We start from the raw sequence: 15799 nt of genomic DNA on the forward strand, positions 1-15799 counted from the left end.
GTGCGGGACAACTCGGCACCCGCGACGGCGGCGTCCTCGCGGCCGTGGCCCTCGAGCGTGAGCAGGACGCCCGACGACGAGTCGAGCCCGCGGTCCCGGCGCCACACCGACACCGCCACCGAGAGGGCCGCGACGAGCCCCTCGCTGACACCGCATCGGAACGCGCCGGGCAGACTGGTCAGCAGGGCCTCGGTGACGTCAGTGGGCAACTCCACCCGCACCCGGTCCGTGGTGGCCACCGTGTCGAGCTCCGGGTCGAGGGCGCGGGACCCGAGCGTCGGGTCCGGACCGGCGAGAACTCCTGTCCAGTAGTCCATCTCGCCGGCAAAGGTCTGCTCCGCGGCCGAGTCGATCACGCCGTGGGCCCAGCGCCGCAGCGAGGTGCCGACCGGCGCGAGCGCCACCTCGGCGCCCGCCGCGGCCTGCATCGCGGCCTGCGCGAAGTCCGGGACGATGGTGCGCCAGGACACCCCGTCGACGACGAGGTGGTGGGCGACGATCAGCAGCCGGCCCGCGACCTCGGTGCCATCGGATTCCGGTGCCAGCCAGACGAACTGGAGCATGACCCCGTCGGCCGGGTCCAGCCGGCCGGCGGCGGCGTCGCACTCGGCGAGCAGCGCGGCGGCGAACGCGTCGCTGCCGGGGGCCGCGTCGACGGTGACCCTGCGCAGCAGGCGGGCCGGGTCGATCGAGTCGGCCCGGGTCTCGAAACCCCAGCCGTCGGTGGTGGGGAGGAACCGGCTGCGTAGTGCATCGTGGCGGTCCGTCACTGCCGCGACCGCCGCGGTCAGCGACGCGTACTCGACACCGTCGGGCAGCGTCAGCGCGATCGCCTGGAAGAACCGGTCCGGGCCGCCGCGGGCGAGCATCGAGTGCACGATCGGCGTCAGCGGCACCGTGCCGATTCCCGCGCCGTCGAGTTCCACGAGTGCCGCGGACTCCGAGTCCTCCGCCTGCACCGCGACCCTGGCGATCTCGGCAATGGTCTTGCGCTCGAAGACGTCCCGCGCCGAGAAGCGCAGTCCACGCTCCTTGGCCCGCGCGACGAGCTGGATCGCGATGATGCTGTCTCCGCCGACGGCAAAGAAGGACTCGTCGACGCTGACCCGGTGCGCTCCGAGCAGGTCCGCGACCACCTCCGCGATCACCTTCTCCGCGTCGGTGACCGGCTCGCGGTACTCCGCGGTGGCCGCACCGAACACCGGGATCGGCAGGGCGCGGCGATCCAACTTGCCCGCGGTGGTCAACGGGACGCTGTCGATCACCATCACCACGGACGGCAGCATGTGGCCGGGCAGGAACTCGCCTGCCCGGGCGATGACCTCCGTCGGGTCCACGGCGTGGCCCGAGCGGGCCCGGACGTAGGACACCAGCGCGATCGCACCGTTGCTGCGCTCGTGCGCGATGGTGACGGCGAAGTCGATGCCGTCCTGCGAGGTCAACGCGGCGTCGATCTCGCCGAGCTCGATCCGGAACCCGCGGATCTTGACCTGATGGTCCGCACGGCCGACGAACATCAGCTCGTGGTCGTTCGTCCACCGGACCTCGTCGCCGGTCCGGTACATCCGGGAACCCGGCTCCTCGAAGGGGTTCGCGACGAACCGGTCGGAGGTCAGACCCCGCCGGTCGTGGTACCCGCGGGCGAGCGCCGGGCCGGCCAGGTACAGCTCACCGACGGCCCCCACCGGCACCGGACGCAGCCGGCGGTCGAGCACCAGGGCACTCGCACCCTGGATCGGGGCGCCGATGGTGATCCGGTCGTCCACCGCGAGCGGGTGCCCGGTCGTGATGACGATCGTCGTCTCGGTCGGCCCGTAGCTGTTGGTGAAGCTGCAGACGTCGGCGAACTTCTCGACGAGGTCCGGCGTGCAGACGTCGCCACCGACGACCACCGCCTGCAGGTCCTCCAGACCCTTCGGGTCGACCGACCCGAGCACTGTCGGCGCCGAGATGATGTGGGTGACCCGCTGCGACCGCAGCAGGTCCACGAGGTCGTCGCCGCCGTAGACCTCCGGCGGGGCCACCACCATCGTGGCGCCCGCGCTGAAGGCCTGCACCATCTCGAAGACCGAGGCGTCGAAGCTGGCGGAGGAGAAGCGCAGCACCCGGGACTCGGACGTGATGTCCAACTCCGGCCGCGCCGCGGCCGCGAAGTTGACCAAGCCGGCGTGGGTGACCACCACGCCCTTCGGCAGACCCGTCGATCCCGAGGTGTAGATGACGAACGCCGGGTTGGCGACGCAGAGGGCGTGACGCCGGTCCGCGTCGGTGATCGGATCCGTCGACAGCGCCGAGTACCGGGCGATCGTCTCCGCGTCGTCCGTGGTCAGCCAGTCGACCGAGGACGGCAACGCGCCGCACAGCGCCGCCGTGGTCAGCCCGACCAGGACGCCGGAGTCGGTGACCATGTGCATCTTGCGGTCCGCGGGCAGCTCCGGGTCGATGGGCAGGAATGCCGCGCCGGACTTCGCCACCGCCCAGACGGCGACGAGCGCCTCGACCGACCGGGAAAAGGAGAGCGCCACGAACGACTCGGGGCCGACGCCCCGGTCGACGAGCAGTCGTGCGAGCTGGTTGGACCGGGCGTCGAGTTCCCGGTAGCTGACCCGCGCGTCGCCGGCGAGGATCGCGATTCCGTCCGGGTTCGCCGCGGCGCCGTCCCCGAGCAGGTCCGGCAGCAGTCGCGGGGCGGATGCGGCGGGCCCACGCAGCGGCACCAACTCGGCGCGTTCGTCGTCGTGGAGGACGTCCAGCCCGGACACCCGCGCCGCGCCGTCAGCCGCGGCGAACTGGGTGAGGTACTCGAGGAACCGGGCGTGGTGGCCCTGCAGGTCCTCGGCGGTGTACAGGTTCGGGTTCGCCTCGAAGTCGAGGTGCGGACGGCTTCCGGCGACGCTCGGGTAGATGTTGACGGACAGGTCCTCCACCGGACCGGTGGTCAGCACCCGCATCCGACCCGTCAGGTCGCCGAAGCGAATCTCGCTGTGGAACATCATGATGTTGATCGCCGGCCCGAAGAGACCACGCTGCCCGGCGCCGGAGCCGAGCCCGCGACGCATGTCCTCGTGGCGGTAGCGCTGGTGGCGCAGCGCCCCGGTCAGTTCCAGCTGCACCGCGGCGACGAGCTCCGAGACCGTCGTCTCGTGGCCGACCTGGACCCGGAGCGGGATCACGTTGGACACCATGCCGCCGGACCGCCGCATCTGCGCGGTGGTCCGCGCCGACACCGGCAGGCTCAACGCGACGTCGCTCTCACCGGTGAGCCGGGAGAGGAAGGCCGCCACCGCGGCGATGGCGATCGGCGTGAACGCCGACTCGTTGGCCTCGATCGCGGCCTCGGTGGCCTCCGCCAGCGGCCCTCCCGCCACCAGCGAGAACGGACCGACCGCCGCGGTACTGGCGGCGAGGCTGATCGGCTCGGGCAGCTCGCGGGTCCGCTCCGCCCAGTACTCGCGGTCCTTGGCGAACCGGGCGGACTCCCGGTAGCGGGTCTCGTCCTCGCAGATCTCCCGGACGGGACTGGCCTTGTGGTCGGCGGCGGCCCTGCCCTCGACCGCCGCCGTGTACAGCTCGGCCACGCGGTTCATGTACGTCATCGCGCCGAACCCGTCGAGCGCGATGTGGTGGATGCGGGCGTACCAGTAGTAGCGGTCCTCCCCGATCCGCAGCACCGCGGACTCGATCAACCGGTCCGTCACGAGGTCGATCGGGGCGCTGTACTCGGCGCGCATCCAGTCCTCGGCTGCCCCGGCCGGGTCCGTCGCGGAACGCAGGTCGACGATCTTCATCTGGTCGTTGAGCGTCTCGTCGATGACCTGCGCGGGCTCACCGTCGTGCTCGACGATCCGGAGCATCCCGGTGCCCAGCTCACGCGAGGCGAGCGCTCCCGCCGCCTGCATCGCATCCATGTCGAGGTCGCCGACCACGTCGACGCACTGGGCAATGGTGATCGGCACATCCGGCAGCAGGTGCTGCGCGAACCAGATCCCGCGCTGCGCGGCCGAGAGTGGGAACGCATCCACACCACCGTTCGCATCCGTCTGCGGAGAGTTGAGGATGTCGGACTCGCGGACGGAGTCACGTGCAGGAACCACCGGTAGAACCTCTCGAAATGATTGCTGAACCCCACCAGACTCGACACTTGGGCAAAGTGTCCAGCTATCGGGGAAATATGGGGTCTGTGCTGGGGAACCTTCGTGTCAACGGCGAGGATCGGACGCTGCAGTTCAGGGCACACGGATCGGCATGTGTCTGTGCGCAGAGAATACGAGATCCGGCGGACATCGCGCACGAGTATTGGACAATCATTCAACTTCCGAACAAGCGTCACCCGCATTTGGTCATCGATGAATCCATGCAGGTCAAGGTGCAGTACCGTAGCAAGGATCTGTCGATCGCGGTACGCCTGGCGATCGGCGGGAACGCCTGGGCGGGCGGCGGCCTGGGCTGCGTCCGCCTAGAATTGAGGCCGCCCCCGCCCGCCGCCTTGTCAGGAGCCCACCTGTGCCCGTAGCCGCCGATTCCCATGCAGCCTTCGCGGCCTATGCCCACCCCGAACGGCTGGTTACCGCGGACTGGCTCGCCGGCCACATCGGGGCACCCGGCCTCAAGATCGTCGAGTCCGACGAGGACGTGTTGCTCTACGACGTCGGACACATCCCGGGCGCGGTGAAGATCGACTGGCACCTGGACCTCAACGACCCGGTCACCCGCGACTACATCGACGGCACGGCCTTCGCAAAGCTGATGAGCAGCAAGGGAATCCGCCGAGACGACACCGTCGTCATCTACGGCGACAAGAGCAACTGGTGGGCCGCCTACGCACTGTGGGTGTTCACCCTGTTCGGCCACGAGGACGTGCGCCTGCTCGACGGCGGCCGCGACGCGTGGATCGCCGAGAACCGCGACACCACCCTCGACGTTCCCGAGAACCAGCCCACCGACTACCCGGTGGTCGAGCGGGACGACGCGTCGATCCGCGCCTTCAAGAACGACGTCCTCGGCCACCTCGGCCAGGGTCCGCTGATCGACGTGCGTTCTCCCCAGGAGTACACCGGCGAGCGCACCCACATGCCGGACTACCCGGAAGAGGGCGCGCTGCGCGGCGGGCACATCCCCACCGCGGTGTCGATCCCGTGGGCCAAGGCGGCGGCCCCCGACAGCCGGTTCCGCAGTCGACCGGAGCTCGAGGAGATCTACGCCGACTTCGCCACCACCGACAACGTGGTCGCGTACTGCCGGATCGGCGAGCGGTCGAGCCACACCTGGTTCGTGCTCACCCACCTCCTCGGGTTCGAGAAGGTACGCAACTACGACGGCTCCTGGACCGAGTGGGGCAACGCGGTGCGGGTCCCCATCGTCAAGGGCGAGGCACCCGGCGTGGTGACCGAGATCGGGGCGTCGTGACCGCACTGCCCGCCCCGCTCGCCGAGATCGTCGACGACTTCGCCGCCGTCGACGGGCAGGAGAAGCTGCAGCTGCTGCTGGAGTTCAGCCGCGAGCTGCCGGACCTGCCCGCGGAACTCGCGCAGGCCGCGATGGAGCCCGTCCCGGAGTGCCAGTCGCCGCTGTTCCTGTCGGTGGACGCCACCGACCGCGCGCACGTGCGGTTGCACTTCAGTGCGCCGCCGGAGGCCCCGACGACGCGTGGCTTCGCCTCGATCCTGCACCAGGGGCTGGACGGGCAGAGCGCACAGTCGATCCTGGACGTGCCCTCCGACTTCTACTCTGCCCTCGGCCTCGCCGACGCGGTCAGTCCGCTGCGGCTGCGGGGCATGTCCGCCATGTTGACCCGAATCAAGCGACACCTGTAAGGAATGAAGTCCAGTCGTCTCGCGACGACGCACACAATGCGGTGAGCTGACGTCCGGCCCTGTCGGACTGCGTGCCTGTCCTCCCATCGGTAGAATTTCCGGTCGGAGGCCGCTGTGTCCGGCCACCCTCCCGGACCGGCTCGGTCTACGCCTGAAGCACACCACTCGCGAGAACTGGATGCTGCCAATGGAATTTACTGAACTCGCCGACTACCCCGTCTCCCCGGGCACCCTCACCGAATGGCTGCCCACGGTCAGTCCCCCGGCCGCTTCGTCCGCCGGACCCTGGTACGACGACCCCCGGCCCGCCTCGTTCGTCCAGGCGGCCCGCCTGCGCGAGGCGGCCACCCACACCGGGCCGGGGCACGAGTCCTGGCTCGGCACCGCGTTCACCGTGGCCGGCCCGCTCGACGAGGCCGCGTTCGGGCGGGCGCTGCGGGTCTGGATCGACCGGCACGAGGCGCTGCGCAGCCACGCCGAGGTCGAACCCGCCACCGGCAGACTCAGCCGGCAGACCTTCGACGACGGCGTGGTCTCGGTGTGCCCGCTCACCCACGGCCACCGGTCCTCGGCCGTGATCTTCGAGCACCTGCACGACCTGTTCGACCGCGCCACCTCCCCCCTGTCGTGGCCCGCGTTCGCCTTCGCGACCGTCGCGGCCCCGGACCCCGACGACGGCTTCACCGTCTACTTCGCCGCCGACCACGCGATCATCGACGGCCTGACCATCGTGTTGATCGCGCACGCGATCGAGGCGCTGTACCGGCAGGAACAGGGCGGTCCCGCCGCGGGCCTGTTCCCGGTGGGCAGCTACCTCGACTACGGCGTGCGCGAACGTGAGGACGCCGCCGACCTCGACGCCGCCGCGCCCGTCGTGCGCTCGTGGCGGGAGGCGCTCGACCGCAACGACGGCCGGCTGCCGCGGTTCCCGCTCGAACTCGGCGACCGGCCGGCCGGGCCGGTGCCGCAGGGTGCCCTGTCGGCCTGGGTGCTCGATGCCGAGGCCGCGGACGCCTTCGCCGTCGCCTGCCGGAAGGTCGGGCACAGCTTCTTTGCGGGCGCCCTGGCCTGTCTGGGCCTGGTGGGCGCCGAACTCGCGGGCGAGGACCGCTTCGACACCGTCACCCCGATGCACACCCGCAGCGACCCCTACGCCGCGGCGTCGGTCGGCTGGTACGTGGGTATCGGTCCGATCAGCTTCGACGTCCGCGGGGCGCGGTCGTTCGGCGAGCTGGCCGGCCGGGCCGCCCAGCAGATCGCGGCCGCCAAGGACTCTTCGAAGGTCCCCTTCGACCGGGTCTGCGAGGTCCTGGGCCGGGGCGCGCGGCCGCGGTTCGTGGTCTCGTACATGGACGTCAGGTTTGCGCCGTCCGCCTCCCGCTGGTCGGAGTGGAACGCCCGCGCGCTGCGCAGCAAGCAGTACGACGACTCCGTCTACATCTGGATCAACCGCACCCCGCTGGGGGTCAACATCGCGTCGCGGTACCCGAACACCGACGTCGCGACCGCCAACGTGCACCGCTACCTCGCCCGCCTGCGGATCCGGTTGGAGGAGGTCGTCGGGACCGGCAGTTGCGCGCTCGGCGAACCGCTCCACCACTAGGCTCGAGAACTACTTGTCAGTAGTGTTTGCCGCCTCCCGAGAGCCGCTAGTGTGAATTGGCTATCCAATTACATCGGCGTCCTGGACGGTGCATACACTCCCAACAGACGCCCGTCCATACCTGCCGGGCAGCGACCCCGGCCGGGGGACCGACGCGGTTTCCCATGCGACCAACAGGAGGCTCAGTGCCCAGTCATGCCAGCGCGCACATCACCAAGGTGCTCGTCGCCAACCGCGGCGAGATCGCAGTCCGGGTGATCAGGGCGGCAGCGGACGCAGGCCTGGCCAGCGTCGCCGTCTACGCCGAGCCCGACGCGGATGCGCCCTTCGTGCGCCTTGCCGACGAGGCGTTCGCCCTCGGCGGCCAGACGTCCGCCGAGTCGTACCTCGTCTTCGACAAGATCCTCGACGCGGCACGCAAGTCCGGCGCGGACGCCATCCACCCCGGCTACGGCTTCCTCTCCGAGAACGCCGACTTCGCCCAGGCCGTCATCGACGCCGGGCTGATCTGGATCGGCCCCTCGCCGCAGTCCATCCGCGACCTCGGCGACAAGGTCACCGCCCGGCACATCGCCGAGCGCGCCAAGGCCCCGATGGCCGCCGGCACCAAGGACCCCGTCAAGAACGCCGACGAGGTCGTCGAGTTCGCCAAGCAGTACGGCGTCCCGGTCGCGATCAAGGCCGCCTTCGGTGGCGGTGGCCGCGGCATGAAGGTCGCCCACACCGTCGAGGAGATCCCCGAGCTCTTCGACTCCGCCACCCGCGAGGCGATCGCCGCCTTCGGCCGCGGCGAGTGCTTCGTCGAGCAGTACCTCGACAAGGCCCGCCACGTCGAGGCCCAGGTCATCGCCGACCAGCACGGCAACGTCATCGTCGCGGGCACCCGCGACTGCTCGCTGCAGCGCCGTTTCCAGAAGCTGGTCGAGGAGGCGCCCGCGCCGTTCCTCACCGACGACCAGCGCGCCCGGATCCACAGCTCCTCGAAGGCCATCTGCAAGGAGGCCGGCTACTACGGCGCCGGCACGGTCGAGTTCCTCGTGCAGGGCGACACCGTCTCGTTCCTCGAGGTCAACACCCGCCTTCAGGTCGAGCACCCGGTCACCGAGGAGACCGCGGGCATCGACCTCGTGCTCCAGCAGTTCAAGATCGCCAACGGCGAGGAGCTGGAGTTCACCGAGGATCCCGCACCGCGCGGCCACTCCTTCGAGTTCCGGATCAACGGCGAGGACGCCGGCCGCGGCTTCCTGCCCGCCCCCGGCCCGGTCACCAAGTTCGTGCCCCCGACCGGCCCCGGCGTCCGCATGGACTCCGGCGTCGAGTCCGGCTCCGTCATCGGCGGCCAGTTCGACTCGATGCTGGCCAAGCTGATCGTCACCGGCGCCACCCGCGACCAGGCCCTCGCCCGCGCCCGCCGCGCGCTGGCCGAGTTCCACGTCGAGGGCCTCGCGACGGTCATCCCGTTCCACCGCGCCATCGTCGAGGACCCCGCGTTCATCGGCAACGGCGAGAGCTTCGACGTCTACACGAAGTGGATCGAGAACGAGTGGAACAACACCGTCGAGCCGTACACCGCCGGTGAGGCGCTCGAGGAGGACGAGGCCCTGCCGCGTCAGGCCGTCGTCGTCGAGGTCGGCGGACGCCGCGTCGAGGTGTCGCTGCCCGGTCAGTTCTCGCTCGGCGGTGGCGGATCCGCCAACGGCGCCACCCGCAAGAAGCCGAAGCCGCGCAAGCGCGGCGGCGGCGCGGGCGGAGCGGCGTCGGGTGACGCCGTGACGGCCCCCATGCAGGGCACCGTCGTCAAGGTCGCCGTCGAGGAGGGCCAGGAGGTCGCCGAGGGCGATCTGATCGCCGTGCTCGAGGCCATGAAGATGGAGAACCCCGTCAACGCGCACAAGGCCGGCATCGTGACCGGACTGGCCGTCGAGCCGGGCGCCGCCATCACCCAGGGCACCGTGCTCGCTGAGCTCAAGTAGCACAAGCACTCTCACAGCGCCCCCGGTTGCCCAGGCAACCGGGGGCGCTGTGCTGTGCGCGCACTATCCTGTTCCCATGGCAGAGGTTCCCGAGATCCGCATCGGCACCGCCGAACGCGAACAGGCGCTCGAGGCGTTGAGCCGCCACTTCAGCGACGGTCGGCTGACGGTCACCGAATTCGACGAACGCAGCAGTCAGGTCGCCGCGGCCACCACCCGCGGCCAGATCGAGCGGGTGTTCGCGGACCTCCCGGCCACGGCGGGACCCGGCTCCCCCGCGCCCGCCGAACCGGCCCGACGATTCCAGCCGGACTGGTCCGGACGGGCGATGGCCGTCATCCCGATCGCCGCGCTGGTCCTGTTCTTCGTCACCGGCAGCTGGCTGTGGTTCCTGGCCGTCCCCGCGGCGGGCGCCCTGCTCTTCGGAACCGACCGCGAACGCAACGAACGCCGGCGTCGTGATCGGCGCAACGACCGAGAGGACCGCAACTGATGGAACCGATCGAGGTCAACGCCGGCGCCTGGTACCTGCGGGCGCTGCGCGCCGACGAACGGGTCGACGACCGGCCGGCGCTCGCCGACGGCGGGATCGACGACCCGGACTACGTCGCCACCCGCACCGCGCAGTGGGCGGCCGACGAGCACTACTCGTGGGCGGTGTGCCAGCCGAACACCGGCGAACTGCTCGCCGAGGTGGGCCTGACCCTGGACGGACCCAGGGCCGTGCTGGCCGGCTGGGCCCGTCCCGGGCACGAGGATGCGCTGGGTACCGCGACGACCGTGATCCGCCGGTTCGCCGAGGGCGCGCTGGAGTTGACGGTTACGTGAGCAGGTTGGCGCGCAACGCATCCCGGTCGGCCGCCGAGATTCCCAGGCCGTCCGCGAAGTAGCCCTCGACGTCCCCGAAGCTGGCGTGGAGCTGCTCGAGCGCGGCCTCGAGGTAGGCCCTGCGGACGCCGAGGATCGGCAGCAGCAGATCGGGGTTGCCGCCCGCGGCACGGAACTTGTCGAAGACCGGCGCGAGGGCCGGCAGCAGCTGCTCGTTGGTCAGCAGGTAGTCCGCGAACGCGTCCTCCTTGCTGACCCCGAGGAACAGCAGCAGCGACGCGGTCGCCCAGCCCGTCCGGTCCTTGCCGGTGGTGCAGTGGATCAGCGCCGGCATGTTCTGCGCCCGCGCCAGGTCCGTGAACAACGTGCGGTAGGCCGCGACTGCGCTGGGCAGGGTGACGAAGTCCCCGTAGACCTTGAGCAGGAATTCGTTGGTGTCGCCCGTGCCGAGCAACTCCTCCGCCACCTTCGGGTCTGTGAGGATGTGCTGCATCATCGCCGGGGCCGCACTCTGGTCCGCGTCCGCGAAGACGTCCAGCGCCACCTCCTTCGCGCCGCTCGGGGCCCGGTCGGGCAGCACCTCCCGCTCGGCCTCGGTCCGCAGGTCGAAGACCGTGGCGATGCCGAGGGCGTCCAGCGCGGCGACGTCACCGTCGGCGACGCGCCCGAGGTCGGTCGACCGGTAGACGACGCCGGTCCGAACCCGGGCCCCGTCCGCTGTCGGATAGCCGCCGATGTCGCGCAGGTTGGGCACGGAGGGGATCGGGACTGCCGCTCCCGTGGTGGGTGTGATGCTCATACCCAGCAGGCTAATCCACGCTCACCAGTAGTAGTCCTTGCGGACGATCATCGTGAAGCGGCGGGCCTCCCGCTCCAGGACCTTTTGCCACAGCGCGTACCTGGCCCTGCTCAGCGGCAGGTCGTAGGCGCCCAGGTAGTCGACGATGTCGTAGCTGAAGCTCTGCTTGAACTGGCCGATCCCGTGGAACGGGTGCGCCTTGTCGTCGGCGAACGCCGCGGGCGGTGTCCCACCCATGTCGTATCGGACGCATCCGGACTCCCTGGCCCACTCGATCATCGCCCACTGGACAGCATGCCCGACGCCGTGCGCACCGAGCCCGCTCTGCGCGGAGGAGTCCTCGCGCTTGCGCACCGAGGCTCCGTTCATGTAATACGCGTTGCGCCCCAACTTCATCGCAAACCCGCCCGCCATCACCTCGCCCTCGAAGCGGGCGACGAACAACTGGCCGTTCCCGGACGACTCGTAACGCCCCCAGAACTCCTCGTAGTACTCGTAGCTCCGAATCCCGAAGCGGCCCTTCGCGGTATCGGAGAGCAGGTCGAACACGAGGCGGCAGTTGGCAGGGGTCGCCGGCACCCGGTCGACGCGCACCCCGTCCCGCTCGGCCCGCCTGATCCAGCGCCTGGCCCTGGTACTGAACCGCGACATCACCTCCGTCGGCTCTCCGGAGATGTCGAGCACAATGGTCGACGAATTTGCCGCGATGGAACGCGCCTGCCGGAAGCCCCGAGCGAGGAGCTGGCCGCGTTCGACGTCGCCGAACCTGATCTTGGGCTCGATCTTCACAGCAAAGACGCCGTGGGCGCGGGCGAACTCCGCGAGCAGGTCGACAACCGAGATCACCCCGTCGACGCCGACCACGCCGGGTCCTCCCGGCAGGTACCAGAGCTTCCCGAGCGCCACAACCCGCTTCTCGAGAACAGTCACGGCGAGTCCGTCGACCATGAGGTGCACGGGGTGGTAACCGTTGAATCGCTTCTGCTCCGCGTAGTCGCGACTGCGCCAGACGTCACCGCCGTCGGGGTTGGCGACGATCAGGTCGTCCCAGCCCTCGACTTCGGACGGGTCCGCCATCCGCACGGTCACGACGCAACCCGCCCGTCTCGCCGGACACCACGGAACCGTAAATCTTTAGCAAACGAAAGCAACTAGTCACACCCCTACACACAGAACCAGTCCAACTGCTGGATTATGCACAAGGCTCACCCCCTGCGGGCATGAATTCGAGGGTGAATTCGATCAGCAACCATCAAGCAAACCGCGCGGACGACAACCAGCTGGTGGGCTCACCGCACGCTGCGTGTGGGCCAGTCGGCAGGAGTCAGTGCCACAACCGGTCAGCATCGCCGGACGAGGTCAGCACCCGGTCCAAAGCGTCGACCGCATTGTCGAGTTCGGCGGCGGTGACGGTCAGCGGCGGCCTGAATCTGATCCCCCGCTCCCCCGTGCCCAGGATCAGCACGTGTTCGCGTTCGCGCAATTCGGTGAGCACCCCGTCGCGGCGGGCCGGCGAGTCCAGCGTCACCGCGCACATCAGTCCGCGACCGCGCGGGTCGGTGACGCATTCGTGCCTGGCGGCCAGCCAGTCCAGCCGGCCCAGTAGGTGCGAGCCCAGCAGTCGCGCCCGGTCGATCAACCGGTCCCGCTCGATCACCTCGAGAATTCGCCGGGCCCGGACCATGTCCGTCAGATTGCCGCCCCAGGTGGAGTTGACGCGGGAGGAGACCCGGAACACGTTGTCTCGCACCTCGTCCACCCGCCCGCCGGCCATCACCCCGCACACCTGAGTCTTCTTCCCGAACGCGACCACGTCGGGGTCGAGGCCGAGTTGCTGGTACGCCCAGGACGTTCCGGTCATGCCGACACCGGTCTGCACCTCGTCGAGCACGAACAGCGCGTCGCGGCGCCGGCACAGCGCCGCCATCGCCTGCAGGAACTCCGGGCGGAAATGGTGGTCGCCGCCCTCGCCCTGGATCGGTTCGGCCAGGAAGCAGGCGATGTCGTGGGGATGTTCGTCGAACGCGCGGCGCGCCTGCGACAGTGCTCGCGCCTCGGCGGCCGCCACGTCCCGGCCGGGTTCGAGGTAGGGGGCATCGATCCGGGGCCAGTCGAACTTGGGGAACCGCGCCACCTTGCCGGGGTCGGTGTTGGTCAACGACATCGTGTAGCCGGTACGTCCGTGGAAGGCGTGGGTCAGGTGCAGTACCCGGGTGCCGAGCGCCGGGTCGATCCCGCGCGCCTCGTTGTGCCGGCTCTTCCAGTCGAAGGCGACCTTGAGCGCGTTCTCGACGGCCAGCGCCCCGCCGTCGACGAAGAACAGGTGCGGCAGCGCCGGGTCGCCCAGCACCCGCACGAAGGTCTGCACGAACCTCGCCATCGGCACCGTGTAGACGTCGGAGTTGCTCGGCTTGTTCACTGCGGCGGCGGCCAGTTCGGCGCGGAACCCCTCGTCATCGGCGAGGTCCGGGTGATTCACGCCCAGCGCGGAGGAGGCGAAAAAGCCGAACATGTCGAGGTACTCGGTGCCGTCGCGGAGGTCGACGAGCAGGCGTCCGCGCGAGCGGTCGAGGTCGAGAACCAGGTCGAAACCGTCCACCAGCAGGCTCTCCCGCAGCACCGTGAGCACCCGGTCCGCGGGCAGACCCGCGGACGACTCGGATGACCACATCGCGGTGCTCATGCGCCCAGGATAGGCGCATTTACGTGAAATTGACCATCCCACAGGAAATATGACGGCCTGGACGCTACCGATCGTAAAATGTCTGCAGGATGATGGTGCTGCGGGTCTGCACGTTGGCCGTCACCCGGATCTTCTGCAGCAACGCCTCGAGCGCCCGCGGCGACGCCACCCGCACCAGCAGCACGTAGCTGTCCTCCCCCGCCACCGAGTGGCACGCCTCGATCTCGGGCAGGTGCTCGAGCCGGGCGGGGGCGTCGTCCGGGCCGGACGGATCGAAGGGGGTGATCGCGACGAACGCGGACAGACCGTGCCCGACGGCCTCCGGGTCCACCTTCGCCGTGTAGCCGCGGATCACCCCTCGCGCCTCGAGTCGGCGTACCCGCGACTGCACCGCCGAGACCGACAGCCCCGCCTTCTCCGCAAGCGTCGACAGGGTCGCCCGCCCGTCCGCGATCAGCTCACGCACCAGCAGGGTGTCCGTCTCGTCCAGTTTCTCCGGCACCCGCGCAGGCTAACGCAGCGCACACTGGTCTCGGCGCACCCTCGCGACGAAAGGACACCGACATGATCCTTCCCGACACCGACAGCCTGCGGACCCGGGCCGAGGCGGCGCTGGCCGCGTGCGGGGCCCGCGACGACCATCCCAACCCCGAAGGCGCGCTGACGGCCCGCACCCCGATCACCGGCGGCGTCCTGTGCCGGTTGACTCCGACCACATCGACGCAGGTCAGCGACGCCGTCGCCGACGCGCACGACGCCTTCCTCCGGTGGCGGACGGTGCCGGCGCCGCAGCGCGGCGCGCTGGTCCGGCGGCTCGGCGAACTGCTGACCGAGCACAAGTCGGACCTCGCGGCCCTCGTCACGCTCGAAGCGGGGAAGATCACCTCCGAGGCGCTCGGCGAGGTGCAGGAGATGATCGACGTCTGCGAGTTCGCGGTCGGGTTGTCCCGGCAGTTGTACGGCCGCACGATGCCGTCCGAGCGCGCGGGCCACCGCCTGATGGAGACCTGGCACCCGCTCGGTGTGGTCGCGGTGATCTCCGCGTTCAACTTCCCCGTGGCGGTGTGGTCCTGGAACACCGCGCTCGCCCTGGTCTGCGGCGACACCGTGGTCTGGAAGCCGTCCGAACTGACGCCGCTCACCGCGATCGCGTGTGATGCGTTGCTGCGCCGGGCCGCCGAGGACGTGGGTGCGCCGGCCGGGGTCCATCGCCTGGTCCTCGGCGCCGGGCCGGTCGGCGAGCAGCTCGTCGACGACCCGCGGGTCGCCCTGGTAAGCGCGACCGGGTCGGTCCGGATGGGCCGGGCGGTCGGGCTGCGGGTCGCGCAACGCCTCGGTCGATGCCTGCTCGAGCTCGGCGGCAACAACGCGGCCGTGGTCGCGCCGTCCGCGGATCTCGACCTGGCCGTGCGCGGGATCGTGTTCTCCGCGGCCGGGACTGCCGGCCAGCGCTGCACCAGCCTGCGCCGGCTGATCGTGCACTCCTCGGTCGCCGACGAGACGATCGAGCGGGTCGCTTCCGCCTTCCGGCAACTCCGGGTCGGCAACCCGCTCGAGGCGGACACCCTCGTCGGTCCACTGATCCGCGAACGGTCCTGGGAGGCCATGACGGCCGCGCTGGACAAGGCCCGGGCGGACGGCGGCACCCTGGTGTGTGGCGGCGAACGGGTGGAGTCGGGCGGCGGTCACTACGTCTCCCCCGCGCTGGTCCGGATGCCCGCGCAGACCGCGGTGGTGCGTGAGGAGACCTTCGCCCCAATCCTGTACGTGCTCACCTACGAGACCCTCGACGAGGCGATCGCGCTGCACAACGATGTGCCGCAGGGGCTTTCGTCCTCGATCTTCACCACCGACCAGCGCGAGGCCGAGCGGTTCCTCGCGGCCGACGGCTCCGACTGCGGGATCGCCAACGTGAACATCGGCACCTCCGGCGCGGAGATCGGCGGCGCCTTCGGCGGCGAGAAGGAGACCGGGGGCGGCCGCGAGTCGGGATCCGATGCGTGGAAGGCCTACATGCGGCGCGCCACCAACACCGTCAACTACTCCGATCAGCTTCCGCTCGCCCAGGGTGTGAAGTTCGGGCGCTGACGTGCCTTTGCG

The 15799-nt window shown here is 70.2% G+C and carries 12 protein-coding genes (1 of these 12 only partly in view); 7 read left to right on the top strand and 5 right to left on the bottom strand.

Annotation, left to right across the window (positions count from 1 at the left end; all coding sequences use genetic code 11):
- On the bottom strand, positions 1–4094 hold the 5' end (the start) of the coding sequence (locus tag RT2_RS06160; protein WP_072843658.1) for a non-ribosomal peptide synthetase. 23428 nt of this gene lie to the left of the window's left edge; the window shows 4094 of its 27522 coding nt (coding positions 1–4094); the start codon lies at positions 4092–4094; its stop codon lies beyond the left edge, outside the window.
- 409 nt (positions 4095–4503) lie between these two features.
- On the opposite strand from RT2_RS06160, the gene RT2_RS06165 reads away from it, so the two are divergent.
- From RT2_RS06165 to RT2_RS06190, 6 genes are all read left to right on the top strand, one after another.
- Complete coding sequence (locus RT2_RS06165; protein ID WP_072843659.1) at positions 4504–5406, top strand: sulfurtransferase; 903 nt, start codon at positions 4504–4506, stop codon at positions 5404–5406.
- Complete coding sequence (locus RT2_RS06170; protein WP_072843660.1) at positions 5403–5813, top strand: SufE family protein; 411 nt, start codon at positions 5403–5405, stop codon at positions 5811–5813. The genes RT2_RS06165 and RT2_RS06170 overlap by 4 nt, the downstream gene beginning before the upstream one ends.
- Before the next feature lie 187 nt (positions 5814–6000).
- A complete protein-coding gene (locus tag RT2_RS06175) occupies positions 6001–7416 on the top strand; it encodes a condensation domain-containing protein (RefSeq protein ID WP_072843661.1) in 1416 nt (471 codons plus the stop codon).
- Between the two features lie 185 nt (positions 7417–7601).
- Positions 7602–9389 carry an acetyl/propionyl/methylcrotonyl-CoA carboxylase subunit alpha gene (locus RT2_RS06180; RefSeq protein WP_072843662.1) on the top strand — a complete coding sequence of 596 codons (1788 nt, stop codon included), beginning with the start codon at positions 7602–7604 and terminating at the stop codon, positions 9387–9389.
- A gap of 76 nt (positions 9390–9465) precedes the next feature.
- Positions 9466–9882, top strand: coding sequence for a DUF1707 SHOCT-like domain-containing protein (locus tag RT2_RS06185; protein WP_072843663.1), 417 nt, complete (start codon positions 9466–9468; stop codon positions 9880–9882).
- A complete protein-coding gene (locus RT2_RS06190) occupies positions 9882–10217 on the top strand; it encodes a hypothetical protein (protein WP_072843664.1) in 336 nt (111 codons plus the stop codon). The genes RT2_RS06185 and RT2_RS06190 overlap by 1 nt, the downstream gene beginning before the upstream one ends.
- On the opposite strand, the gene RT2_RS06195 is transcribed toward RT2_RS06190, so the two are convergent.
- The 4 genes from RT2_RS06195 to RT2_RS06210 all read right to left on the bottom strand — a co-directional run bounded on the left by RT2_RS06195 (position 10210) and on the right by RT2_RS06210 (position 14201).
- The gene (locus RT2_RS06195; RefSeq protein WP_092776208.1) at positions 10210–11016 is read right to left on the bottom strand and encodes a tyrosine-protein phosphatase; all 807 of its coding nucleotides are present in this window, start codon (positions 11014–11016) and stop codon (positions 10210–10212) included. The genes RT2_RS06190 and RT2_RS06195 overlap by 8 nt on opposite strands.
- Positions 11017–11037: 21 nt before the next feature.
- Complete coding sequence (locus RT2_RS06200; protein WP_092776205.1) at positions 11038–12105, bottom strand: lipid II:glycine glycyltransferase FemX; 1068 nt, start codon at positions 12103–12105, stop codon at positions 11038–11040.
- A 235-nt stretch (positions 12106–12340) separates the two neighbouring features.
- Positions 12341–13699 carry an L-lysine 6-transaminase gene (gene lat / locus RT2_RS06205; RefSeq protein ID WP_072843665.1) on the bottom strand — a complete coding sequence of 453 codons (1359 nt, stop codon included), beginning with the start codon at positions 13697–13699 and terminating at the stop codon, positions 12341–12343.
- Positions 13700–13763: 64 nt separating this feature from the next.
- Positions 13764–14201 (bottom strand): Lrp/AsnC family transcriptional regulator, encoded by a 438-nt coding sequence (locus tag RT2_RS06210; RefSeq protein WP_072843666.1) that lies wholly within the window; start codon positions 14199–14201, stop codon positions 13764–13766.
- 62 nt (positions 14202–14263) lie between these two features.
- Between RT2_RS06210 and amaB the strand changes: the two genes are divergently transcribed.
- A complete protein-coding gene (gene amaB / locus RT2_RS06215; RefSeq protein WP_072843667.1) occupies positions 14264–15787 on the top strand; it encodes an L-piperidine-6-carboxylate dehydrogenase in 1524 nt (507 codons plus the stop codon).
- The last annotated feature ends 12 nt before the right edge of the window (positions 15788–15799 follow it).

Source organism: Rhodococcus tukisamuensis NBRC 100609, from assembly GCF_001894985.1.
Classification (GTDB): domain Bacteria; phylum Actinomycetota; class Actinomycetes; order Mycobacteriales; family Mycobacteriaceae; genus Rhodococcus_G; species Rhodococcus_G tukisamuensis.

Excerpts from the sequence above, each read along its gene's own strand:
- RT2_RS06190 (WP_072843664.1), top strand. The coding sequence starts at position 9,882 with ATGGAACCGATCGAGGTCAACGCCGGCGCCTGGTACCTGCGGGCGCTG.
- amaB (WP_072843667.1), top strand. The coding sequence starts at position 14,264 with ATGATCCTTCCCGACACCGACAGCCTGCGGACCCGGGCCGAGGCGGCG.
- RT2_RS06195 (WP_092776208.1), bottom strand. The coding sequence starts at position 11,016 with ATGAGCATCACACCCACCACGGGAGCGGCAGTCCCGATCCCCTCCGTG.
- RT2_RS06175 (WP_072843661.1), top strand. The coding sequence starts at position 6,001 with ATGGAATTTACTGAACTCGCCGACTACCCCGTCTCCCCGGGCACCCTC.
- lat (WP_072843665.1), bottom strand. The coding sequence starts at position 13,699 with ATGAGCACCGCGATGTGGTCATCCGAGTCGTCCGCGGGTCTGCCCGCG.
- RT2_RS06185 (WP_072843663.1), top strand. The coding sequence starts at position 9,466 with ATGGCAGAGGTTCCCGAGATCCGCATCGGCACCGCCGAACGCGAACAG.